The 22,738-nt window shown below is 45.5% G+C and carries 21 protein-coding genes and 2 pseudogenes; 21 read left to right on the forward strand and 2 right to left on the reverse strand.

What is annotated here, in order from left to right:
* Window positions 1-53: 53 nt before the first annotated feature.
* The 4 genes and pseudogenes from DMB88_RS14030 to DMB88_RS14045 all read left to right on the forward strand — a co-directional run bounded on the left by DMB88_RS14030 (window position 54) and on the right by DMB88_RS14045 (window position 4,731).
* Window positions 54-2,434 (forward strand): annotated as a pseudogene (locus tag DMB88_RS14030) (DUF5696 domain-containing protein).
* A 53-nt stretch (window positions 2,435-2,487) separates the two neighbouring features.
* Window positions 2,488-3,333 carry a carbohydrate ABC transporter permease gene (locus DMB88_RS14035; protein ID WP_128101838.1) on the forward strand — a complete coding sequence of 282 codons (846 nt, stop codon included), beginning with the start codon at window positions 2,488-2,490 and terminating at the stop codon, window positions 3,331-3,333.
* A gap of 17 nt (window positions 3,334-3,350) precedes the next feature.
* The gene (locus DMB88_RS14040) at window positions 3,351-4,295 is read left to right on the forward strand and encodes a carbohydrate ABC transporter permease (protein ID WP_128101839.1); all 945 of its coding nucleotides are present in this window, start codon (window positions 3,351-3,353) and stop codon (window positions 4,293-4,295) included.
* A gap of 34 nt (window positions 4,296-4,329) precedes the next feature.
* Window positions 4,330-4,731 (forward strand): hypothetical protein, encoded by a 402-nt coding sequence (locus tag DMB88_RS14045; RefSeq protein WP_128101840.1) that lies wholly within the window; start codon window positions 4,330-4,332, stop codon window positions 4,729-4,731.
* A 115-nt stretch (window positions 4,732-4,846) separates the two neighbouring features.
* Here DMB88_RS14045 and DMB88_RS14050 read toward each other — a convergent pair whose 3' ends face one another.
* Window positions 4,847-5,989 (reverse strand): family 8 glycosyl hydrolase, encoded by a 1,143-nt coding sequence (locus DMB88_RS14050; RefSeq protein WP_128101841.1) that lies wholly within the window; start codon window positions 5,987-5,989, stop codon window positions 4,847-4,849.
* 233 nt (window positions 5,990-6,222) lie between these two features.
* Between DMB88_RS14050 and DMB88_RS14055 the strand changes: the two genes are divergently transcribed.
* From DMB88_RS14055 to DMB88_RS14075, 5 genes are all read left to right on the forward strand, one after another.
* The gene (locus tag DMB88_RS14055; protein WP_128101842.1) at window positions 6,223-7,506 is read left to right on the forward strand and encodes an SGNH/GDSL hydrolase family protein; all 1,284 of its coding nucleotides are present in this window, start codon (window positions 6,223-6,225) and stop codon (window positions 7,504-7,506) included.
* Window positions 7,507-7,572: 66 nt separating this feature from the next.
* A complete protein-coding gene (locus DMB88_RS14060; protein WP_128101843.1) occupies window positions 7,573-8,340 on the forward strand; it encodes an alpha/beta hydrolase in 768 nt (255 codons plus the stop codon).
* Between the two features lie 380 nt (window positions 8,341-8,720).
* Window positions 8,721-9,095 (forward strand): response regulator transcription factor, encoded by a 375-nt coding sequence (locus tag DMB88_RS14065; RefSeq protein WP_128101844.1) that lies wholly within the window; start codon window positions 8,721-8,723, stop codon window positions 9,093-9,095.
* The gene (locus DMB88_RS14070) at window positions 9,085-9,720 is read left to right on the forward strand and encodes a chemotaxis protein CheC (protein ID WP_128101845.1); all 636 of its coding nucleotides are present in this window, start codon (window positions 9,085-9,087) and stop codon (window positions 9,718-9,720) included. The genes DMB88_RS14065 and DMB88_RS14070 overlap by 11 nt, the downstream gene beginning before the upstream one ends.
* Window positions 9,713-10,678 (forward strand): sensor domain-containing diguanylate cyclase, encoded by a 966-nt coding sequence (locus DMB88_RS14075; RefSeq protein WP_128101846.1) that lies wholly within the window; start codon window positions 9,713-9,715, stop codon window positions 10,676-10,678. Before DMB88_RS14070 ends, DMB88_RS14075 begins: the two co-directional genes overlap by 8 nt.
* Before the next feature lie 236 nt (window positions 10,679-10,914).
* Here DMB88_RS14075 and DMB88_RS14080 read toward each other — a convergent pair whose 3' ends face one another.
* Window positions 10,915-13,452, reverse strand: coding sequence for a tetratricopeptide repeat protein (locus tag DMB88_RS14080; protein ID WP_128101847.1), 2,538 nt, complete (start codon window positions 13,450-13,452; stop codon window positions 10,915-10,917).
* Window positions 13,453-13,582: 130 nt separating this feature from the next.
* Here DMB88_RS14080 and DMB88_RS14085 point away from each other — a divergent pair, with 130 nt between their 5' ends.
* The 12 genes and pseudogenes from DMB88_RS14085 to DMB88_RS14140 form a co-directional block, all read left to right on the forward strand.
* A complete protein-coding gene (locus DMB88_RS14085; RefSeq protein ID WP_128101848.1) occupies window positions 13,583-13,966 on the forward strand; it encodes a tautomerase family protein in 384 nt (127 codons plus the stop codon).
* A gap of 59 nt (window positions 13,967-14,025) precedes the next feature.
* A complete protein-coding gene (locus DMB88_RS14090; protein ID WP_128101849.1) occupies window positions 14,026-14,661 on the forward strand; it encodes an FMN-dependent NADH-azoreductase in 636 nt (211 codons plus the stop codon).
* A gap of 196 nt (window positions 14,662-14,857) precedes the next feature.
* Window positions 14,858-15,541 carry a metal-dependent hydrolase gene (locus DMB88_RS14095; RefSeq protein ID WP_128101850.1) on the forward strand — a complete coding sequence of 228 codons (684 nt, stop codon included), beginning with the start codon at window positions 14,858-14,860 and terminating at the stop codon, window positions 15,539-15,541.
* A 335-nt stretch (window positions 15,542-15,876) separates the two neighbouring features.
* Window positions 15,877-16,902, forward strand: coding sequence for a M14 family metallopeptidase (locus DMB88_RS14100; RefSeq protein ID WP_128101851.1), 1,026 nt, complete (start codon window positions 15,877-15,879; stop codon window positions 16,900-16,902).
* 24 nt (window positions 16,903-16,926) lie between these two features.
* Window positions 16,927-18,477 (forward strand): ABC transporter substrate-binding protein, encoded by a 1,551-nt coding sequence (locus DMB88_RS14105; RefSeq protein ID WP_251381606.1) that lies wholly within the window; start codon window positions 16,927-16,929, stop codon window positions 18,475-18,477.
* 52 nt (window positions 18,478-18,529) lie between these two features.
* Entirely contained in the window at window positions 18,530-19,447 is a 918-nt protein-coding gene (locus DMB88_RS14110; protein ID WP_056690418.1) for an ABC transporter permease, read from the forward strand.
* An 18-nt stretch (window positions 19,448-19,465) separates the two neighbouring features.
* Entirely contained in the window at window positions 19,466-19,777 is a 312-nt protein-coding gene (locus tag DMB88_RS14115) for a hypothetical protein (RefSeq protein WP_128101852.1), read from the forward strand.
* Window positions 19,750-20,304 carry an ABC transporter permease gene (locus DMB88_RS14120; protein ID WP_164848692.1) on the forward strand — a complete coding sequence of 185 codons (555 nt, stop codon included), beginning with the start codon at window positions 19,750-19,752 and terminating at the stop codon, window positions 20,302-20,304. Before DMB88_RS14115 ends, DMB88_RS14120 begins: the two co-directional genes overlap by 28 nt.
* 84 nt (window positions 20,305-20,388) lie before the next feature.
* Window positions 20,389-21,033: a hypothetical protein gene (locus DMB88_RS14125; protein ID WP_164848693.1), complete on the forward strand. Its 645-nt coding sequence runs from the start codon at window positions 20,389-20,391 to the stop codon at window positions 21,031-21,033.
* Window positions 20,991-21,395, forward strand: coding sequence for a hypothetical protein (locus DMB88_RS14130; protein WP_128101855.1), 405 nt, complete (start codon window positions 20,991-20,993; stop codon window positions 21,393-21,395). Before DMB88_RS14125 ends, DMB88_RS14130 begins: the two co-directional genes overlap by 43 nt.
* Entirely contained in the window at window positions 21,395-22,237 is an 843-nt protein-coding gene (locus DMB88_RS14135) for an ABC transporter ATP-binding protein (RefSeq protein WP_128101856.1), read from the forward strand. Before DMB88_RS14130 ends, DMB88_RS14135 begins: the two co-directional genes overlap by 1 nt.
* A pseudogene (locus DMB88_RS14140) lies at window positions 22,212-22,727 on the forward strand (ABC transporter ATP-binding protein); the annotation flags it as partial. The gene DMB88_RS14135 and the pseudogene DMB88_RS14140, both read left to right, overlap by 26 nt.
* Between the last annotated feature and the right edge of the window lie 11 nt (window positions 22,728-22,738).

Here is a 22,738-nt window from a genome sequence, read left to right on the forward strand (position 1 = left end):
TGCCTCCCGGAGAAAAACTAAAATCCTCCTTTCGTGATGATCGTCTACAAGGCATGCTCGGGATTGCCCAAAATGAAGCGTTACAACTGTTCATTCATGAGGAGACTGCCGAAATAGCAGTTATTCATAGGGAAAGTGGGCAAATCTGGCGCAGCAATCCGACAGATCGAGAGCAGGATGCGATTGCAGCAGGGATTAACAAAGATCTTTTATCGTCGCAAACCAGGCTCAGCTTCTTTAACAGTCTTGGTCAGAGCAGTACTGTGAACTCTTATACCGATAGTGTCAGACATAAGCAGATAAGCTATGAAGCATTGCCAAATGGTGTACGGGTTCACTATCAGTTTGGGAGTACCGAGCGTTCGATCGAAGACTTGCCAGTCAAGATTAGCAAAGAACGTTTCGAGCAAGACTTACTCGCTGAGCTCGACAAAGTTGGGGAACGAGCCCTGAAGATTGGTTATGCAGAAGACAAGGACGAGGGCGTCTATGTTCGAAATGATAAAGCGCTGCAAGGGTTGCAGTTATCCCGAGCCTTGAAAGCTTTTGATGAAGCCGGATACACGGAAGAGGATCTGGTGCAAGACCATGCGGAACATGGCATCGAGCAGGAACGAAGTGGGCCACGACTCTTCATGCTTACGATGGAATATGAGCTGGACGGACAGGATCTGTTGGTACGGGTACCTGCCTCGGGCATTCATTTTCCAGAGGAATATCCAATTAACAGCCTATCTGTGCTGGAGTATTTCGGTGCAGGTAGTACAAGTGAAGAGGGCTCTATGTTGGTTCCCGACGGCTCAGGAGCGTTGATTCATTTTAACAATGGGAAGACGTTATACCCTGCCTATCAGCAGGATATATATGGGCCGGATCTCACGATGAAACTGCGGGAAGCGAGTTCTAATGAAACCAAAGCAAGATTGCCGGTCTTTGGATTAATTCGGACAGAGGGGCATTTCTAGGCATTATTGAGGAAGGGGATGCCGTTGCTGTTGTCAACGCGGATATCAGTGGCAAGCTGAATAGCTACAACAACGTATATCCAAGTTTCTACGTGGTAAACAAGAGCGATATTACACTACAGGCGAGTGATATGGTACGAACACTTCCGAAATTCCAGGAGAAGCCGACGGTATCTGACTTTGTCGTTCGTTATGCTTTTGTAGGTGCAGAAGAGGCTAGTTATTCGGGTCTTGCCTCCGTGTATCGAAGTTACTTGCAACGAACTGGCGGGGTGCCTGAGGAACAAGCTAGCAAGGAACAGGACAGCATCCCTTTTTATCTCAAACTATTCGGAGGTATAACAACAAGACAGCATATGCTGGGCATTCCTTACGATTCTACACAGGCGTTAACCACTTTCGACGAAGCAGAGAAGATACTCTCTACGTTAATGGAGAAGGATGTTGCTAATATTCAAGTTCGTTATGCAGGATGGCTTAACGGAGGAATTCATCACCGAATACCGGATTCAATTCAAGTCGACGGAGCCATCGGCGGGCAAAAAGCAATGCGTGAATTCAGCACGTTTGCTCGCGATGCCGGCATTGGATTTTATCCAGATGTTGCAGTCTTAAACGTGCATTCTAAGGGTGGATTCAAACCATCCAGAGAGGCGTCCCGCACGCTAACCCAGCAACCGGCGGTGCTTTATCCGATGAATCTTGCAATCCAACGTCCCAACCGGGATCGATCGCCTTCATACATTCTCTCTCCGAATCTACTGGGCAATGTAACGGATAAAATGCTCGGTTCGTTTAAACCGCTTGAAACGGAGGGGCTATCCCTGTCAGATCTGGCAGAACAATTAAATAGTGACATGAATCCGAAGAAGCTGATGGATCGAACTGAGGTGCTGGGCAGGGTAACTACAGCACTTGAACAGATCAAGCAGCAGGCTGGTTCCGTGGTTGCCGAGGGAGGGAATGCTTATGCACTTCCTTATGTCACAGGTCTGACAGATGCTCCCATGACTAGCAGCCGATTCAAGCTGGAGGATGAAGAGATTCCGTTCTTTCAGCTTGTCATGCACGGAAGTATCAGCTATACCGGTTCGCCTTATAATCTATCGACATATACGAACGCAAGACAGTATGTGCTGAAGTTGATTGAATATGGTGCAAGTCCATATTTCGCTTGGTTTAATGCGCCCAATCATGTGGTGAAAGAGACTGATTTTGATCATCTCTATGCGGCGAATTATGAGCAATGGATTGACCTGGCAGCAGAAATGTACAGAGAGGTTAATCAGGCAAACCTGCCGTTTATAGGTCGTTCGATGATCACGCATCAACCCGTCTCAGAAGGTGTATTTCAGACAACGTATGAGGGCGGCGGATTCGTCATCGTGAATTATAACGACTTTCCTGTGGAAGTTGAGAACCATACTGTGGAAGCTCAAAGTTATGTGACTGGTGGTGAGCAGCTCTGAAGACGCTCCTGAAGTGGAAATGGGGAAGTCGTACGTATGCTCAGCAGAAAGCCATGTGGGGCATGATTTACGTGCTTCCCTGGCTTGTTGGATTTGTTTTGTTTTTCTTCGTCCCGTTGCTGGCTTCCCTAAGGTACAGCCTGAGCACAATTCAGGCGAATGCAGAAGGGATCGCAATTCAATTCACTGGGGTTGCCAACTATATTCAGGCATTGACCGTGAATACGAGCTTCAACCGGGCACTCATCGAATCGGTGACAGATGTACTTGTGAACGTGCCGCTTATTGTCATCTTTAGTTTGTTCCTTGCGGTTATCCTGAACCAGAAATTCAGAGGTAGAGCGGTAGCGCGTTCGATCTTTTTCTTGCCGGTCATTCTTGCATCAGGTGTGATCATGACACTGGAGAGCACAAGCCTGATTGATGCGGTTAATCAAAGCAGTACAGGTGGTAGCTCGCTGGGGACTTTCGAATTGGAGAACCTGATGCTTGATGCAGGAGTAAGTGAATGGGTTGTCACCTATTTAAGCAGTGCCGTAGATCGAATCTATCAGATTGTTAGTCAATCTGGTGTACAGATTTTGATCTTTCTAGCCGGTATTCAGACGATCTCTCCTCAACTCTATGAGGCGTCTAAGATGGAAGGTGCAACCGGATACGAGGCGTTCTGGAAGATCACGTTTCCGATGGTCAGCCCGCTAATCTTCGTTAATGCAATCTATACGATCATTGATTCTTTTGCCAATAACGCCATGACAAAACTAATCCGGGATACTGGCTTCGTTAAATTTGATTTTGGTCTAAGCTCTGCTATGGCATGGGTCTACTTCTTAGCGATTGCGATTATTCTGGTCATTGTATCTATTATTTTTTCAAAACGTGTCTTCTATCAAGATTAGAAAGGAGGAGGTTCAGTGTGACGACTTCACGATTATTATCATTGGAACATTGGAAGGGCTGGCTGTGGTCCATCATCCGTTTTGTTCTAATTACCGGACTCTCTTTTGTCATCCTCTTTCCTATATTTCAGAAAGTTTCAACGTCCATTAAGGATAAGGGAGATCTGTATTCAGCAGTCGTTGTATGGATTCCCCAGAACTTCTCCGTGGACAATTTCAAGGAAGCAATTCGCGTCATGGATTACTGGGTAACGCTGTTTAATACATTTTCGTTATCTGCTACAACGACGCTACTAACGACAGCTTCATGCGCACTTGCTGGTTACGGGTTCGCCCGATTGAAATTCAAAGGCAGTAACTGGTTGTTTGCTGGCGTAATTCTGACGATTCTTGTTCCACCAACAACGATTCTGATTCCAGTCTATCTTAATCTAAAAAGCTTTGATCTGATGGGTCTTATAACGCTTATCACAGGCAAACCCATTAACCTGCTGAACACGTACTGGCCGTTCATTCTTACTGCCATTACGGCGAACTCACTCAAAGCGGGGTTGTATATTTTCATCTTTCGCCAGTTCTTCAGGGGAATCCCTAAAGAGGTGGAAGAGGCAGCATACGTGGATGGTGCAGGAATTGGCCGAACGTTCACCAGAATTATGCTACCTAATGCCATCCCTTCGATGGTAACTGTGATGCTGTTCTCCTTTGTTTGGCAGTGGAACGACAGCTTCTACACGACCACATATCTGACATCCAGCAAGGTGATGTCAACCCAGTTGTCGTCTCTTCCGTACAATCTGGCTCAGCAAGTCAGCGACGGCGCTTCGAAGGCAGACCCTTTCTACCTAAGTATGATTCAAGATACAGGCGTTTTGCTGGCGATCTTACCGTTGATCGTAATTTACTTGTTTGTACAAAGATACTTCGTAGAGAGTGTGGAACGTACAGGAATTGTCGGCTGAACCAACTGTATGGTTGCGGGGATTATGCTATAATATGGGCAAAAAAAGAGGAGATGTCCTTATCTCTAGCCGACTAGCGATTTTGATTCTTTTTGCTTCATTACTGGGTTTATGCGGCTGCACCACATCAGTTAATAATGAGCGATTAGTAGCCAAGTCAGAACATTGGATTGTTACAATTGATCTTATTTATACCAAGGGTGAGTACGAAGAGGTTCCTTCCGTTCAATACATTGGAGAAGATCCAGTTGATGAACAGGTAGAGATTAATATTCTACACCCTAATAACAGTTCTACTAGTAACACACTTCATGTTTCTATTAAGCCTAATGAAGTCATTCAGCTGCAAACTAGAAGTAGTGTAGAAGACTGGAGAGATATCGAAAGTGTAATTGTAACTTGGGGTGAAAAAGAGGAGATTCTTTCGTTCGAATGATACAGTTTAGATGACATTCAAGAATTAGGATGAGTAAAAATTCAGAAGACGCATAAAACCCATTGGCTCCTAAAGAAACCAGAGGGTTTTATGCGTCTTCTGTTTACGATGTAAATTAATAAATCCGATATCTGCCGCTTAAGGCAAGCAGACTGAAGAAGTACAAACAATTGTCGTAGTAGCGCCGTTCTCCTTGGCGTAGAGGTGTGTTCCAGAATTGATGGACAAATGAATCTGCATGTGGACCGTCTGCCGCAAGTGAAGCCATAGCGTTGGTAGCAAGCAAACCTATAGGGTGCAAGGAAGGTTCGTCAAAGGCTTCGCCTTCAATGGTATAACGACGATAATCGGATACGTCAATGTCGCTGAAGAAAGACTGAATCCGATTGGATTGTTCGACTTGCCAGTGATCCTTGCGGAACCATTCCCAGTCCAGCGCAACATTTGCTGCGACCCGATAGGCATCACTGTAAAAGTGTCTATAGTCACCGTGAGGCTGAATGGGAGCAGGTGAGCCATCATAATTGGCGTACTCTGGCGAAAGTCCTGTAACAGGGTGGCAGGCGGTATGCAGATATGCCCGACTTGCTGCCGCGGCCTCTTGCCAGAATGCCTGATCGCTCTCATCTGCGTAGATGGCGAACAGTTCATAGAAGTGGGGAAGATGATAAGATGGATCACTGAATGGCGCTTCGGGCACGAATTTAATGAGCCGAGTCTCTGGATCCCACATGGGATCACCCTCACCGTTCTCACCTTGATGAATGCAAGCACGGAGAATTTTTCGAGCTTGCTCTAGGTAATTGTAAGGAGCATCGCCATCTCCCCAGCGGTTAGAGGCGAATAACAAAGCCATGGCAAAGAACTCTTCACCATCAGGTGCAGGTCCTTGTGAGATCCGGGTTCCGTCAGGCTTACAGTGCCATGCAAAATAATGTTTATATCGTCCTTCGGTGTGCTGCATGTATGTGTAGGCATAGTTCCATAGACGATCAAATTCTTCTTTTTTGTTCATCTGTACAGCCATCATCATCCCGTAAGACATACCCTCAGAGCGTACATCGTGGTTACCTGTGTCAAGCAAAAAGCCTTTGTCCTCACCCATGGGGTAATAGATTCGTGTCTGCTCATCTCCATAAAACAGTTCGTCCCATGTCAACTCCAGTCGTGTGTTAATCTCTTCTTCGCTATATCCTAATTGTTGAAACTTATTGGTATACGTACCTGAATCATATGCACTCTGCCCTGTAATTTGCATGATTTACCTCCTCTAATGAATCCGTTTATCCTATTGTAACATCGGTTCGACTCTATAAATTAAAGCGTTTACATGAGAAATTATAGGTTTTCTTTATCATGTCTGTTAGACACCCAATCCAAATGATATATTGAGGCAAGTTCTATATTTTGTCAGGTTGTTGTTACAGAATGTGAGCGCTACACTCGGAGGGAAAGAGCTAGATGGGAACAGAAAGGACGTGATGATACAACATGTTAGACGATGAAAGAAACGTAGATGATAAACGAGAATATTCAGCACCACGTGATCCTGTAAGCGTTGTACAATCAGCGAATGAGACGCAGGTGGACTTTGAATCTCAGGCATATCGTGAGTTGATCGAACGATCTCTACTGAACAAAGGTAACAATGTTAGGTTGAAGCGAGCTATTGAGAAAGCTAGAACAGGTGACATGGTTAATATTGCTTACATTGGGGGTTCAATTACCCATGGTGCAGGTGCTATCCCCATCCATCTACGAAGCTATGCTTATCTTTCATATGAACATTTTAAAAATAGGTATGCTCCCTCAGACGGAGGTTCGATTAACCTGATCAAAGCCGGTGTGGGTGGGACACCTTCTGAGCTTGGAATCATTCGTTATGATCGGGATATACTTCGAGATGGTCAGGTTCAGCCGGACATTCTAATCATCGAGTTTGCCGTTAATGACGCGGATGACGAGACCAAGGGGAATTGTTATGAAAGCTTGGTGGTCAAAGCGCTTGCTGCTGATAACAAGCCAGCGGTGATCTTGCTTTTCAGCGTGTTCGAGAATGATTGGAATCTACAGGATCGACTAGCTCCAATCGGATGGCATTACGATCTGCCCATGGTAAGCATGAAGGACGCTCTGGTAGAACAATTCCAGAAGAACCCAGCCGAAGGCAACGTGATTACCAAAGAACAGTATTTCCATGATATATATCATCCGACAAACTTGGGACACCGGATCATGGCCGATACGCTTGTTCATCTGTTTGAGGTTACGGATCATTCTGTCCCCGATGAGGAAGAACAGACGCATGAGAAGGAACCGTTAATTGGAAATGATTTTGTAAATGTTAAACTGCTAGATCGAAAGAACGTTGATCAGATTGCACGAATTGAAATAGGCGCTTTCCGACATACGGATACAGATCTACAGATGGCGGAGATGCATGATCATGACTATGGCACGCCTCTATTTCCTAATAATTGGATGTACAACAAAACGGGCACGCAAGAGCGGAATCGTTTTACATTACATTTGCGGTGCAAGCGTCTTATATTGATTTTCAAGGATTCCAGTAGTGATGAATTTGGTACCGCTAACATTAGAGTAGATGATGAATACATCAAACAAGCTGATCCACACCAAGTAAACTGGACACATTGCCATGCGATGCTTTTATTTAATGAGGATGAGGTCAGTGAGCGCAAGATTGAGATTGAAATGGCGGAAGGTTATGAAGACAAGAGGTTTACCATTCTAGGTTTCGGATATGTCGATTAACAAAAGGCGGCCTAGATGTAGCTCTAAAGGTGAAAGTATACGTTGAGCTGAAGGGAGTCATGGAAAATGAACTTTGTAGCACCAGCAGGATTTGATCAATATCGGGAGAACATCCCGCGCGGTGTAATTAAGACGGTGGAATATAACTCTACAACGGTAGGCAATTTGCGTAAAGCATTGGTATATACACCACCGGAGTACTCATCGGAAGGGACGTATCCTGTTCTTTATCTCTTGCACGGGATTGGTGGAGACGAGACGGAATGGTACAATCATGGCGGACCGCAGATCATTCTCGACAATCTATATGCTGACAATCTGCTTGAACCGATGATCGTTGTATTACCTAATGGTCGTGCAATGCCGAATGATCGAGCCGAGGGAGATCTGTTTGATCCGGAGAAAATAGCAGCCTTTGAACGCTTCGAATCGGATCTTATTGATGATCTTATCCCTTACATTGACTCTAATTATCCCACTAACTGCGATAGAGAGAATCGTGCGATTGCTGGCCTATCCATGGGCGGAGGTCAATCGTTAAACATCGGACTTCATAATATGAATTCCTTCGCCTGGGTCGGAGCTTTTTCCGCTGCACCGAACACCAAAACGCCAGAACAGCTTGTGCCCGACCCGGAAGAGGTGTCGGCACTCCTCAGGTTGTTATGGCTCTCCTGTGGTGATCAGGACAATCTGCTTCATATTAGCGTAGGAGTTCATGACTACTTGCAGCAGCAGGGTATGGCTCATATCTGGTATGAAGAGAGCGGAGGACATGACTGGTCGGTGTGGAGGAATGACCTTTATTTATTTTCCCAACGTTTATTTAAATAACCTAGAGTGCCACCGTAGTCCTCCATGCGCAAGCTAAACCTTGTGTAGAGAGGATAGGGTGGTGCTTTTTATTAATGCACTGCATCGACGTGCGTATTCAATAAATACCATGTAAAATGCAATAAACTACAAGCAAAATACCATTGTGTTATAGGACGGTACGACTTATTTTGTGCGAATTAATGCGTAAATAGATCGATTTTATTCTATAATATCGTTGACAATTTAATTAAAGTTACTATAATTTATATTGTTTTGCTTGAATAACCAGTCAGTCACTTGTAAGGGGTGCCACTATGCGCAAAGCTCCTTCTCAGAACTGTCCATAGCGCTTGCTCATCCTGCGCCCTTCAAATTTTATCGAGGAGACTGAGTAAATAATGAAAGTGTTAATTGTGGAAGACTCTATCTTTGTACAGAAAATGCTAAGTAAGCTGATTGCAGATCATTTTCCAGAATCAGAAATTCAGACAGCAAACAATGGAGAAGACGGATACCAACAATACCTGGAGTTCAAGCCGGATTTTATAACGACGGATCTGCTCATGCCTAACCTTAGTGGTCAAGAGATGCTTCGTATGATTCGTGAGAACGACCGTGAAGTCAGAATTATTATTTTATCCGCAGATATTCAGAAGGTGACTCGTGAAGAAGTTGAGAGCCTGGGGATCTCTGGATTTTTGAATAAGCCATTAACTGTAGAAAAAGCAAACACTTTGATTCAAATGATTCAGGTGGCACATCATGCTGAATGAATTGCAGAAGGATATGCTGACTGAACTTGTGAACGTTTACGTTGGACAAGCGGCCAATATGCTATCCGAGATTGTCGACAAGCACATTGTACTGAGCATACCGGAAGTAGAGCTCATCTCGATATCTGACGTTGATCCAGGAGATCGACGATATAAACTCTTTTTCAGCGAAGGTCATCTGTTCAGATCGTCTTTGCAGTTCGGATACGATTTTCAGGGGAAAGCGTTCCTCATGTTCCCTGCTGAGCAGGCTAAAGTGTTAGCGAATATGTGTCTTGGAGAACTCACAGAGACGATTGACCCGGAGGAATGTCGCTTATTGGACACAGATCTAGATGTGCTCAAGGAAGTTAGCAATATTTTGCTTAATGCCATCATTGGAGAATTCGGTAATTTTCTGGAGATGAAATTAGAATATGTGTTGCCGGATATTGAACTGCTGCATGTGACACACTCTGATCCACAAATCCTGCTTCAGAACGATGTATATGTGCTGGTTCTCCATACTTCATTCTTACTTGCTGATACCAATGTGAAAGGGATCATTCTTATTGCGCTAAGCATGAACTCTATCTCAAGCCTATTGGAAAAAATGAATGCATTATTGGAGGAGCACCATGGATAATCTCGTCATACAGGCTTTGGGCAAAATCAACATGGGCATCCTTATCATTGACAGGCAACTGAAGGTGATTCTCTGGAATGGCTGGTTGGAACGATTCACTGGTAAAAGTAAAGAAGAGGTGATTGGGCAGAATTTGCTTGAAGTATGCCCAAGATTCAAATTAAACATGTATCAGAACATACTGCAAAATGCGTTGTACCAAGGGCAAAGCAGGTTCTGTTCAAGCGCTCTACATAAGGCATTTATCCTGCCTAAAGAAAACGAAGATGAACACTTCTTCAAACAAAACATGCATGTTGAACCCTTATACGAAAATGGTCGTAGTTATGCGATGATTCAGATCAGTGACATGACAAATACGAGCACACGGGTATATAAACTGAAGAATCTGATCAAGGAATTGGATGTTGAATATAACAAAGTTAAAATCTCCGAGAAGATCAGCAAACATCTGTCGATGCATGACTCTCTTACGGGATTGCCTAATCGTCGCGCCTTCAACGAACGTCTAGTCTGGGCCATTAACCATGCCGAGCCAAGTGAGGGGAGATTCGCTGTTCTTTTTGTGGATACCGATGGATTCAAGCAGATTAATGACACCTACGGACATGAAGTGGGAGATCAGGTGCTTGTGGAAACTGCGAAACGATTGAAGGAAAACATTCGGAGTACCGATAGTGTGGCTCGGCTAAGTGGAGATGAATTCAGTATCATCTTAAACCAATTGAACGATGACCACGATGCAGAGGTGGTATGCGAGAAGCTGGGAGCATCTTTTGTCGTGCCGATCGAAGTCTCCGGATATTCCATTAATCTATCACTCAGTATTGGGATTAGCATCTATCCACGTCATGCAGATGAACCAGCTGAGCTTCTAAGGTATGCAGATCAAGCTATGTACCGAATTAAGAAAAATGGTAAGAGCGGTTACGCCATGTATGATTCCGAAAGAGATTAATATTGGTAATGGTGCATTATAGTCCGATTTATCCTGTCACCAGAACCGGAACCCCATCATGAAAGTTGCTTCTATAGCGACTTTTTTTGGCGTTGAAAAGCTTGCTAATCTTAAAGCCCCACAAAATAAGCGGTGGATCTCTTCAATTGTGAAGAAATCCACCGCTTATTTCATTCGCTCAAGATCATTGTCGTAAAAATATATGTAGAATCGTAACGGTCAAAATTCGATACAAGTTATATCTCCAAAGCATAGGCAAGAGCTTGCGCCTGAGACATGCCTCTACCTTTCGTCCACCATTCCCGGAACTCCTGATCAGACACTGTGTGCTGAAGAGTAAGTATAGCCTCTTCATATTCTAAGGGGAAATTCGGCGTATTTTCCGCGTCCAAGTTCTGCCGTCCTTTCTCCGCAGCTCCAAGTAGAACAATAGCCTCCAAGAGGGTGTTTTTTCCATATAGAGCAAGACCCAAACCTTCCAATCCACGTGAAAGAATCCAGGAGCCATTGTAAATCTGGCTGGCGACGATGCATTTTTTGAAATACGCAATCGACTGTTCAACATCCATTAGCTTCAAGGCAGCATAACCAAGGCACTCGTATGGTCCTGAAACTTCCCACTGATCATGGACGGACTCGAAGAGCTGAACACTCTCCCTCAGGATTATCGTTGCCTCGTCGTATTTCTTTTGCTCCAAACGAAGTCTCCCATACGCATGTAAAGAAGAGGCCAAATTCCATGAATCACCTGTTGATCTGGCGATGTCTACACTTTGCTGCGCCAGCGTTTCGGCTTCTTCCATACGTTGCATCTTGATGTGCAGAAATGCAGACAACCGGAGGCAGGAAGCCAGCAGAGACTTTTCCTGTAAATGACGTGCGATCTCTACGCTTCGGGCTGTCGCTTCCATGGCACCTTGAATATTGCCCTGAACAAATCGAATGACACCTTGTCCATGCAACGCCTTAGCTCCATCCACTACAGCGAGATTTATATCGCTATAACTGTCCAGGAAGCGATCCAGCCAATACAACCCTTCCTTCAGCCTGCCTTCGTGGAGCCAGAACCAGTAGAGCTTGGACACGATATGTAGCCCGAACGAATGAGCATGTGGGTTGGCATATGACCATTGAAGGGCAGAGCGCAAATTGGCGTAGTCTCGTCTTACTGCTTCTATGCATGCCTCGCGCTCACGAGTCCTGAACTTCGGTTCTTCACGTTCCAAGCATTGTATGTAAAATTGGGCATGGCGTTCAGCGAGAGCGTATTGCTTGTGTTCGTTGGAATCTTCCTGCAATTTCCCGCCTGCATATTCCTTAATGGCTCCGAGCATGAAATACCGGATCATCCCATAATTTTCACCGACCTCAGTGGTTACGAGAGATTTGTTCACGAGTCCAGACAGTAAATCCAGCATATCCTCTCGCGTAATTCGATCTTCATGGTCAGGCATCCCAGGTTCACAGATACAGACTTCTTCGGCTGCTTCCAGCGTGAAGCCACCTGCAAATACACTTAGTCGTCTTAGCAGAAGGCGTTCCTTGCCTGTTAACAAGTTATAACTCCAATCAATCGTTGACCGGAGTGTTTGGTGCCGGGGTGCAGCTGTTCGTTTCCCAGCAGTCAACAAGGTTAACAAGTTAGCTAACCGCTCCTCAATTTGTTCAAGGGTCAGCATATTCATTCTGGCAACGGCTAGCTCGATAGCCAGCGGAATGCCCTCGACCTTTTTGCAAATGGCGGCAATCCGTTTGAGGGCAGTTAACGTAGGCTGAAACTGCGGAACCAAAATACGTGCCCGCTCCAAAAATAATTGTACCGCTTCAAACTGCAATAGCTCTTGTTCATGGAGTTCTTGCAGTGAACAATCATCAGCAGGATAGGACAAGGGAGGAATACGGTATACGGATTCTCCTGCAATATTGAACGGTTCTCGACTGGTGGCAAGAATGGTTAACCCAGGTGCAGCGGATAACAGCGATTCGGCGGTAGCTGCAATGGCATCAATCAGTTGTTCACAATTATCAAAAATGAATAGCAATTTACGGTTAGCGATCCTGTCCATTACAGCCTGAAGATCTGTTTGGTTCGCCTGATTTTGTAAACCCAACGTAGCTAGGAGCAATTGATCCAGGTCGTGTGATTCATTAACAACGCCGAATTCAAACATCCACACCCCATCCGGGTACATGTCTATCAGCGATGAAGCGACTTCAACGGCAAGAGTGGTTTTACCAATACCTCCTGAACCTACGATGGAGACTAGGGAGTGAATACGTAGCTGTTCCACCAGATCGACTTTGGATTGATGCCTTCCAACAAAGTTGGAGGCGAGCCTTGGTAAATGAATTGTCGCCGTAACGGAGGGGAAGGAGGCCGCCTTCACATCTCTAGTCTGATTAGATTCCAGGCTCTCCGTGACAGCTAATGTTGCAAACCACGTAGCGTCAAAATCAGGAAACTCACGGCCAGTGGCCGAACGTGCTTCGGAAAATCGTTTGACAGCTAGCCATAGCTGCTCTGCCTCTTGAGCGGGATCTATTTCTAGAAAAAGGCCTTCTTCCCAGAATGCCTGGATGATGAGCTTGAGGTTACCAACACTGGGAAGGCGATCTCCATTCTCCCATTGCTGAACCGTTCTAGGGTCAACACCGACTCTCTTTGCCAAATCAATCTGACGCATTCGTTTGGATGAGCCTCTTCTGGTCGGTCTGGAACGTATTTTTTTGATCCACTCATGTGGCCAATCTTTCGATAATTTGCCTTCTTCCATATCATCACCTGAATTCCGTAGACTAAGCAAGTTCAACACGAACAAACACGAACTTAAGTACATTCGTGTTCTGGATTCTAGCAGATAAAATAAACCATATCAACAAAAACAAAACAAGGAGGTAACACAAATGCCTTTAACTCGCATCGTAACTTTGAGGGGTCGCTCCAGTGAAGAGAAAGCACAAATTGGTGAGATTGTCCTGCAAACGATTGTAGATAAACTGCATGTACCTGCGAATGATCGTTTTCTGATTATTGAAGAACTGGATCGTGAACATTTTAGTTTTGATCCGACTTGCCTGGATATTGAGAGAACGGATGGATTCCTCATTGTGCAAATCACGTTGAATGCTGGCCGTTCCGGGGATGTGAAGAAAGAATTTTATGCGGAATTAGCTGAGCAACTGCATCAACAGCGTGACATTCGTAAAGAAGATGTGTTCATCAACCTGATTGAAGTCACCAAAGAAAACTGGTCATATGGCAATGGTGAAGCTCCATTCATCGTTTGACCTCAATAAATTTAAACATCAATTTCTCATATTCGTACTAAAGAGAGGAAGTTATAACTATGTCAACACTATTATACATCACAGCTCATCCAGGTAACCCAGAAGCATCGTACAGCCTTTCAGCTGGCGAACAATTCGTACAAGCCTATAAAGAGAGTCACCCTACAGACGAGGTTGTGCATGTTGATCTATATCAACGTAACATTCCTCATATCGATGCGGATGTATTGGACGCGTGGGGCAAGCTGCAAACAGGTGGTACATTTGATCAATTGAGCGCATCACAACAACAAAAAGTATCCCAGTTAAACGAACTGCTCGACGAGTTCGTGGCAGCAGATAAGTATGTGTTCGTTACACCGATGTGGAACTTCTCATACCCGCCAGTGATGAAAGCATACATTGATTCCTTCTGCGTTAGAGCCAAAACGTTTAAATACACGGAGAATGGTCCAGTTGGGCTGCTCGAAAACAAAAAAGCATTCCACATTCAAGCTAGTGGCGGCGTATACTCTGCAGGTCCTGTCGCTGATCGTGAGAATGGCAATCGTCACCTGCAAACGGTATTGAACTTTGTTGGTATTACAGATGTTGACCACCTATTTATTGAAGGTGTATCTACAGCCGGTGAACGTGCTCCACAGATCAAAGCAGAAGCTATTGAAAAAGCTCGTAACGCAGCGCAAAACTTCTAAGAATTAGATCTCATAAGCGGTGTATCCCTGCTTACAATTTGCCCATCAAACTATGCCGGATCATCAGCCTGCGTTTGATGGGTTTCCTTATGAACGGTCGGGTGCATGTAAGATTGCCCAATCGGTTATACCAATGGAAGCCTGACACTGCATTATGCAATTCAATGTTATTTGTCTGAATAAGGAGGAAATAAAGATGAAAGTAACTTACCATGGACATTCTGTTGTCAGAATAGAAACGAACGGAAAAGTCATTTTGATTGATCCGTTTATTACAGGCAATGCAAATACTGATCTAGATGCGTCTAACGTTCAAGCGGATGTAATTCTGTTAACGCATGGACACGGGGATCATGTGGGGGATACCGTAGAAATCGCTAAGCGGAATAATGCCCTGGTTATTGCGACGGCTGAACTGGCTGATTTACTCAGCTGGGAAGGTGTAAATACGCATGCAATGAGCATAGGTGGGGCGTATACATTTGAGTTTGGAAAAGTAAAGGTAACACAGGCATTTCATAGTTCAAGTTATGTGAATCCTGAGACCAAAACGATTATTTACACGGGCATGCCTACAGGAATATTGTTTACTGCTGAGGGCAAAACCGTGTTTCATGCAGGGGATACAGGACTGTTTTATGATATGAAAGTCATTGGAGAACGTAATGAAATCGATTTGGCTTTTCTACCGATTGGGGACAATCATACGATGGGTTCTGAAGACGCTGCAGTTGCAGCAGAATGGCTTCAAGCTAAACAGGTAGTGCCGATACACTTTAATACATTTCCTAATATTCAGCAAGATCCACATGCTTTTGTTTCGCTCTTACCGAGTGGGGTAGGCAAGGTGCTTGAACTTGGAGAAGGGATTGAACTGTAGTCTGCTGCCGCGTCTACTTGGCGTGTAAATTCAGGGAGTAGAACGAGAGCAGTAGCTGAAGAATATATTACATCTCCGTGCATCATGATAACGTTATACGAAGTCGCTTTAGAGCGGCTTTTTTCGTATGTTTGAGTAATTTCTTCATTATATAATTAAAAATCCTCTTTTTTTGTAATCGATATCAACTGTATATCATCAGTGTTTTTTCGACATATATCGCTATGCGTATACAATTTATGACATTGACAGAATGACGCGTCGTTTGATAGTATCAACTAAATTTTATAATTCATACAAGAATACTCGGTTATAGAAAGGCGGTTCATTTCATCATGCAGCAGTCCCTATTGGTAACCTCCATTTTTGCGAAACCTTATCCCGTATATGTAAGTCTGGAACAAGCTTTCAGTCAACAGTCATCGGCAAGTGTATCCCGAATTGATGAGATTCATGAGGAGCAAACGATCGTTTTGTTTTTGGTCAAGGGAATTCAAGAGGGGCCGACGGTATGGGTGCAGGCTGCACTACATGGAGACGAGCATGATGGTATTATCGCTTGCGCTAAATTATTGAACGATATTGTGCCTGAGCATTTGTATGGAAATTTGATATTGTGCCCTGTTACGAACCCAACCGCGATGCTTGCGGGAACAAATGGCAGCCCACTGGATGGCATCAACCTGAATCGGGTTTTTGGCCAAAATGCAACAGATGATTCATACTCTGGTCGTTATGGTCGCTGGTTGGCTAACCATATCATTGCATATGCTGATTTTCTGATTGATCTGCATGGAGGTGGTCGCTGGCTGGATGTCTGTCCGTTTGCAATGGTCGCAAGCGACCACGAGGCAGCATTCCAAAGAAGTATGGCGGCGCTAAATAAGATTCCACTTACAGCAACATATGTCTGCCAGTCTGGAACCAAGGGGATGTTGATTAATGAAGTGTGTGAGCAGGGAATCCCGGCTGTCTTACTTGAGAGTGGCGGAGGCAACTACTGGACTTCCGCAGCCGTTGATACACATCTACACGCAGTGCAGATGATCCTTGATCAACTTGGCGTATATTCATCTGAACAATATTCCCAGGCAGAAGAAACACTTGGCATGAATCGAAAACCTGCACGGATCTCAGACATCGTTGAAATGAGATTTGAAACGAGCGGTTTGTTAACGTTTAGTAGGCAGGCTGGAGAGAACGCTCGGCTGGGAGAAGAGCTGATGCGTGTATTGTCATATCCGGGACTTGAAGAGCATTCCATAACCTGTCCCATCGAACATGGTGTCATTTTATCCATTCATGCAGCATCGACAGTTCACAAGAACGGTTACGCGGTCATGTTGGGCAAATTAGCATAATTTAATTAACGGGGGTTGTACATCATGAAAAAGAGTAAGTTTTTGCTAATCCTGACACTGCTGGCCGTATTCGCCGCAGGCTGCTCTACAACGAGCAAATCAGGAGCGGGTGAAGAAGCAACAGGTGAAGGGCAAGATCAAAAATTAGAAATCACGATTGCCCGCGCATTTGACGTAAACGGATTGGATCCGGGTTTTCTGACCGAAAATGCACAGGTCGTGGACAATATCTTCGATACATTGGTTAAACGGGACGCAGAAGAAAAGCTCGTACCTGGTCTAGCGACAAGCTGGAGCCAGATCGATGATACAACATGGCAATTCAAATTGCGTGAGGGGGTTACCTTCACGAATGGTGAGGCGTTCAATGCTGATGCAGTGAAGTACTCCCTTGATCGTGTGCTTGATCCAGCGAACAATGCACCGACAGCTAGTTATGTATCTACAATCCAAGAAGTTAACGTAGTTGATGAGTACACGGTTAATGTTGTAACGAAGAAACCTGATCCACTTGTACCAACACGGTTTAATCGTTATCCAACCGAAATTGTACCTCCCAAATATGCTGAAGAAGTAGGGCAAGAGCAATTTGCTCAAAAACCGATCGGCACAGGCCCATACCAGTTCGTAAGCTGGGACAAAGGCAGTAACGTAGTATTAGAAGCTAACCCAAATTACTGGGGCGGCGAACCAGATGTGAAGAAGGTTACTTTCCGTTCTATTCCTGAAGCTTCGACACGTGTAAGTGCGCTGCTGAACGGTGAAGTTGATCTGATCACAGCTGTATCTCCAGAAGATCGTGAGAAGATTGAGTCATCTTCTACTGCACGTCTCTCCACTGTTGAACGCGCGGGCAACACGGTATATGTTGGCTTCAAAACCGATGTAAAACCTTTTGATGATCCAAAAGTAAGACAAGCGCTGAACTATGCAATCGATGTTAAATCCATTGTAGATAAAGTGCTTCAAGGCGCAGCTGTTCAGACCAATAGCTTGATTGGTCCAAAAGACTTCGGATATGCTGGCGAACCAGAAGGATATAGCTATGATCCGGAAAAAGCGAAGCAATTGTTAGCAGAAGCAGGCTACCCGAACGGATTCTCTGCAACACTTGATACAGTAAGCTGGTACATCAAAAACACGGATGTAGCACAAGTCATTGCAGAGCAACTGAAAGCCGTTGGCGTAAATATCAAAGTCAATAACGTAGAAAGTTCAGTGTATCGGACACTCGTACCTGCGGGCAAACAATCGGATATGTATGTACTCGGTTGGAGCAGCACGAACACGCTTGATGCAGATGCAGCGATCTATGCCATCCTTCGTTCAGGAGAGTCTTACTCCACTTATGCGAACAAGGACGTAGATGCTAAGCTGGATGAAGCGAGATCGGTCACAGATGAGGCTAAACGTAAACAGCTATATCAAGAAATTCAGGACGAAGTGTTGAAAGATGCACCGCGCATTTTCCTATATCAGGAGAACCAGTACTATGGCGTATCTGATCGATTGAAATGGGACGGTCGTGTGGATGGCTCCATCCCGGTATCGACGATTTCAGCAGGTAACGAGTAAATCGGCAGGCGTCTTATGTGACTTGGCCAAGCCCGGATGGGAGTGTTAACCATTGAAGCATTACGTGCTTAAACGTTTGGGACAATCGGTACTTGCAGTCCTCGGTGCGGCAACGCTTGTATTTTTCATTATTCGCTTGTCAGGTGATCCGGCGCGCCTAATGCTTCCACCTGAAGCGAGCGAAGAACAGGTGACCGCGCTTCGAGAGAGCTTAGGGTTCAATCAACCTCTCTGGATGCAGTACATCGATTATCTAAAAAACCTATTTACCGGCGATTTGGGAAATTCGCTGTATTACAAAGAATCCGCGCTGAAGCTAGTACTCGAACGAATGCCAGCAACCATAGATCTGGCCATGTTTGCGATCATTATTGCAGTCACTGTTGGTTTGCTGGCTGGGATCGTGTCAGCGTATAAAAAGAATAGCTGGATCGACTATGTGGTCAACGGTTGGATTTTCTTAACCCAATCACTGCCGGTATTCTGGATTGGGATTGTGTTAATCATGATTTTTGCAGTGAATCTCCACTGGTTGCCAACGTCGGGCAATCGGGGATTAGAGTCGATTATATTACCAGCGCTGACTCTAGCAGCATACCCGATTGCTCCGATTGCCCGCACCATGCGAGCCTCTCTTATTGAAGTCATGGATAAGGGGTATATGATTACAAGTCAAGCCCAAGGATTCTCCAAACCTAGCCGGATTTTGAAACGCGGACTCAAAAACGCGTTTCTGCCGGTTATTACCGTCATTAGCCTGGAATTCGGAGTCATGATTGCTGGCGCAGTGGTGACCGAAACGATTTTCTCATGGCCAGGTGTGGGACAGTTGATTATACAAGGTGTCAGCAACCGCGACTTCCCGCTGGTGCAGGCAAGTATCCTTGTGATCAGCATCATCTATATCGCCATTACACTTGTGACGGATCTGATCTATCATCGCCTTGATCCAAGAATCAAAGTGCACTAAACGAAGAGAGGGATAATCATGAAAAAACGATCTTTGCTTCGTGCGAATGCCAAGGGCATTGCCAGCATAGGTTCGTTGACCGTCATCTTCGTGCTGACGGTCTTTGCCCCGCTATTCGCGCCATTCGATCCGTATAGGCAGTCACTGCAAGATATTCTTATTCCGCCAGGGAGCACGTATAGCGGAGACGGCGGTATGAGCTTGCTTGGCACAGATCAGTTGGGCAGGGATGTACTCAGCAGATTGCTCTATGGGGCAGGCTCTCGCTCTGGATCAGTATCATCGCTGTTGCCATCTCAGGTGTGCTGGGCAGTATCATTGGCATCGTAGCCGGATACTTCGGTGGTAAAACGGATGCAGTATTAATGCGTCTTGCGGATATCCAGATGTCCATTCCAAGCATGCTGCTCGCCATTGTTATGGTTGCGGTGCTTGGATCAGGTCTTACGAATATCGTTATCGTGCTGGCAGTGACAGGCTGGGTAACCTTTGCACGTGTTGTTCGTAGCCAAGTACTCTCACTGAAAGAATTGGAATACGTCGAAGCTGCTAAAGCGATGGGTGTACCAAGCATTAGTATCATGGCGAAGCATATTTTACCGAATACCCTGTACACGATCGCCACACAAGCTGCTTTACAGATGTCACACATGATTTTGCTCGCAGCAGCATTAAGCTTCCTTGGGCTCGGTATTGATGTGTCTACACCGTCTTGGGGCGGTATGGTGAATGACGGCAAGAGTTATATCAGTTCGGCATGGTGGTTATCTACCATACCTGGACTCGCTATTGCTCTGGTTATTATGACAATTAATCTGTTTGGCGATTGGCTTAGAGACCGAGCGGAGTTCCGATGAATATGAAGCGGCTCGAAGGAAAGCGATTCGAAGCAACAGGGCAACAACTCATGTCATGTCACAGCAGGAAGGAGGATGGAGCGAATGTACTTCGTATCACGAGATAGCATCAAGCAAAGTGGGATAGCTGACCCCTTAGTTGCACAACGTCTGATTGAACGAACCTTTAGTCAAAAGGCACAGGGGACAGCAGTAAGTGCACAGGAGATAGCGATGGCTGCTGGGGCTAGAGAAGCGGGAGCATTCTATTCCTTACCTGCGTATCTTGCTGAGGAAGGCGTGGCTGGACTGAAATGGACTTCCCATGTGCCACACTCCGATCCTTCGATACCGTATACACATCCGGTCGTTGTGCTCAATGAATTAGCAACAGGCAGACCACTTGCACTCTTGGAAGGCGAGTTGATCAGCGGGCTCCGTACAGGTGCAGTATCTGCAACTGCGATCAAAGCGTTAGCAGGATCTAAGGCATCATCATTGTTCATCTGTGGATCTGGATTTCAGGCGAGTCACCAGCTTCGCAGTATTGTGCCGTTCATGCCTGAACTGAAAGAAGTTCATGTGTGGAGTCGTACGATGCAGCATGCAGAGCAGTTGCTTGAAAATCACGCAGATCTTCTTAGAGAACGGGTATTCAGAGCCGTGTCCATGAATCTCTTCCAGAACGACTTGATTGTGCTGAGGTTGTGGTCGGGGCGACATCCGCTTCAACTCCTTACTTACATGTAGATCATTTCGTTCCCGGCCATCTGTATCTTCATATCGGCATGCGTGATATTGATGCAGAAGCCATTGAATCATTTGACCATATTGTATGTGATGATTATGAAGCTGGCGTTCCATCTAGCAGTCAGTCGCTATTCGGTCTTGCGCGCAAGACACCGGAAATTGGTGATAAGGTAATCCTGTTAGAAAAGCTTCTGGCTGAGCCTGATCAGGCAATCCAGCAGCATCCTGAGCGTAAATTAATGTTTAATGCGTTCGGTCTGTCCATATTTGATCTTGTGCTTGCTCATGAAGCCTTACAGCGGCTTCTGAAACAGCCGGATTCGAATGTGGTGCAATTCGACCTTAGCAAGGAGAGAAGCTAATGACAGATACATCACTCCTGCGCATCAATGAATTAGGCGTTCGCTTCACCAAGCGTGACCAACATACGGACGTGCTTCATCATATATCCTTGGATATCCGTGAAGGTGAGATCTTGTGCCTGGTTGGTGAGTCGGGAAGCGGCAAAAGCGTTGCCGCTAAATCGATTATGCAATTGCTGCCGCGACCTGCTGCAGAATTTACCCATGGGCAGATCTGGTTCGCCGGTCAGGATTTGCTGACATTAAATGAGAAACAGATGGAGCGTATTCGTGGCAAACGGATCGCTATGGTCTTCCAAGATGCACTGAGTGCATTAAACCCGGTTTACACGATTGGAACACAAATGGTGGATGTGATTCGTCTGCATGCGCCAAAAAGAATCAGCAAAAAAGTTGCGCTTGAAGAAGCAAAATCCTGGTTAACCCAAGTGGAGATCCGCAATGTGGATGACGTTGTGAAGCAGTATCCATTTCAATTGTCTGGCGGAATGAGGCAGCGTGTCATGATTGCGATGGCCTTGTCTTCACGACCTGAGTTGCTGCTTGCGGATGAACCGACAACAGCATTGGATGTGACGGTTCAAGCTCAGATTTTGCGGTTAATCCTGAAGCTAAAAGAGCAATATGGCATGACGGTGCTGTTCATTACGCATGATCTTGGTGTGGTTCATGAGATTGCTGACCGTGTGATCGTGATGAGACATGGCAATCTGGTTGAAGAAGGTACGAAGGAAGCGATATTCGGGCGACCGGAGCATCCTTACACCAAGCAGCTGTTAAACAGCATGCCCCGTATTTATTTTGAGGGGTGGATATATGAGCAAACATCTGTTGGAGGCTGAAGGACTTCATAAGGTGTATCGGACGAGGAATGGTACCGACTTTGCCGCGGTTCGAGATGTTTCGTTTTATCTAGGGCAAGGGGAGACATTAGGCATTGTCGGAGAATCGGGGAGTGGCAAAACGACGGTTGCCAAAATGGTCGCTGGCATGATTCCACTTACATCAGGCTCGATCGTCTTGGGCGATAAAGCCTTAAGTGGCACGAAGCGTATTCGCTCCGACAAGCGCAGCATCCAATATGTATTTCAAGATCCGGTCTCGTCCCTCAATCCAAGATGGAAGATCAGAGATATCGTGGCTGAACCGTTGAAGCTGTACTTTCAGATGAACGCCAAAGCGATTGATAAACGGGTCGATGAGTTGTTGGATGATGTTGGTTTACCCCGAGAGTTTAAATCGCGATATCCAGGAGAGCTGTCCGGTGGACAATGTCAGCGTGTGGGAATCGCCAGAGCACTTGCGGCAGAACCTGCCGTTATTGTCTGTGACGAACCAACCTC

Origin of the sequence: Paenibacillus sp. DCT19 (assembly GCF_003268635.1) — a bacterium.
In the GTDB taxonomy this organism is placed as follows: Bacteria; Bacillota; Bacilli; order Paenibacillales; family Paenibacillaceae; genus Paenibacillus.

What these genes read in the sequence shown, in the direction of transcription:
- DMB88_RS14035 (WP_128101838.1), top strand. Translation starts at nt 2,488, where the DNA reads ATGTGGGGCATGATTTACGTGCTTCCCTGGCTTGTTGGATTTGTTTTG.
- DMB88_RS14045 (WP_128101840.1), top strand. Translation starts at nt 4,330, where the DNA reads ATGGGCAAAAAAAGAGGAGATGTCCTTATCTCTAGCCGACTAGCGATT.
- DMB88_RS14050 (WP_128101841.1), bottom strand. Translation starts at nt 5,989, where the DNA reads ATGCAAATTACAGGGCAGAGTGCATATGATTCAGGTACGTATACCAAT.
- DMB88_RS14055 (WP_128101842.1), top strand. Translation starts at nt 6,223, where the DNA reads ATGTTAGACGATGAAAGAAACGTAGATGATAAACGAGAATATTCAGCA.
- DMB88_RS14060 (WP_128101843.1), top strand. Translation starts at nt 7,573, where the DNA reads ATGAACTTTGTAGCACCAGCAGGATTTGATCAATATCGGGAGAACATC.
- DMB88_RS14065 (WP_128101844.1), top strand. Translation starts at nt 8,721, where the DNA reads ATGAAAGTGTTAATTGTGGAAGACTCTATCTTTGTACAGAAAATGCTA.
- DMB88_RS14070 (WP_128101845.1), top strand. Translation starts at nt 9,085, where the DNA reads ATGCTGAATGAATTGCAGAAGGATATGCTGACTGAACTTGTGAACGTT.
- DMB88_RS14075 (WP_128101846.1), top strand. Translation starts at nt 9,713, where the DNA reads ATGGATAATCTCGTCATACAGGCTTTGGGCAAAATCAACATGGGCATC.
- DMB88_RS14080 (WP_128101847.1), bottom strand. Translation starts at nt 13,452, where the DNA reads ATGGAAGAAGGCAAATTATCGAAAGATTGGCCACATGAGTGGATCAAA.
- DMB88_RS14085 (WP_128101848.1), top strand. Translation starts at nt 13,583, where the DNA reads ATGCCTTTAACTCGCATCGTAACTTTGAGGGGTCGCTCCAGTGAAGAG.
- DMB88_RS14090 (WP_128101849.1), top strand. Translation starts at nt 14,026, where the DNA reads ATGTCAACACTATTATACATCACAGCTCATCCAGGTAACCCAGAAGCA.
- DMB88_RS14095 (WP_128101850.1), top strand. Translation starts at nt 14,858, where the DNA reads ATGAAAGTAACTTACCATGGACATTCTGTTGTCAGAATAGAAACGAAC.
- DMB88_RS14100 (WP_128101851.1), top strand. Translation starts at nt 15,877, where the DNA reads ATGCAGCAGTCCCTATTGGTAACCTCCATTTTTGCGAAACCTTATCCC.
- DMB88_RS14105 (WP_251381606.1), top strand. Translation starts at nt 16,927, where the DNA reads ATGAAAAAGAGTAAGTTTTTGCTAATCCTGACACTGCTGGCCGTATTC.
- DMB88_RS14115 (WP_128101852.1), top strand. Translation starts at nt 19,466, where the DNA reads ATGAAAAAACGATCTTTGCTTCGTGCGAATGCCAAGGGCATTGCCAGC.
- DMB88_RS14125 (WP_164848693.1), top strand. Translation starts at nt 20,389, where the DNA reads ATGTACTTCGTATCACGAGATAGCATCAAGCAAAGTGGGATAGCTGAC.
- DMB88_RS14135 (WP_128101856.1), top strand. Translation starts at nt 21,395, where the DNA reads ATGACAGATACATCACTCCTGCGCATCAATGAATTAGGCGTTCGCTTC.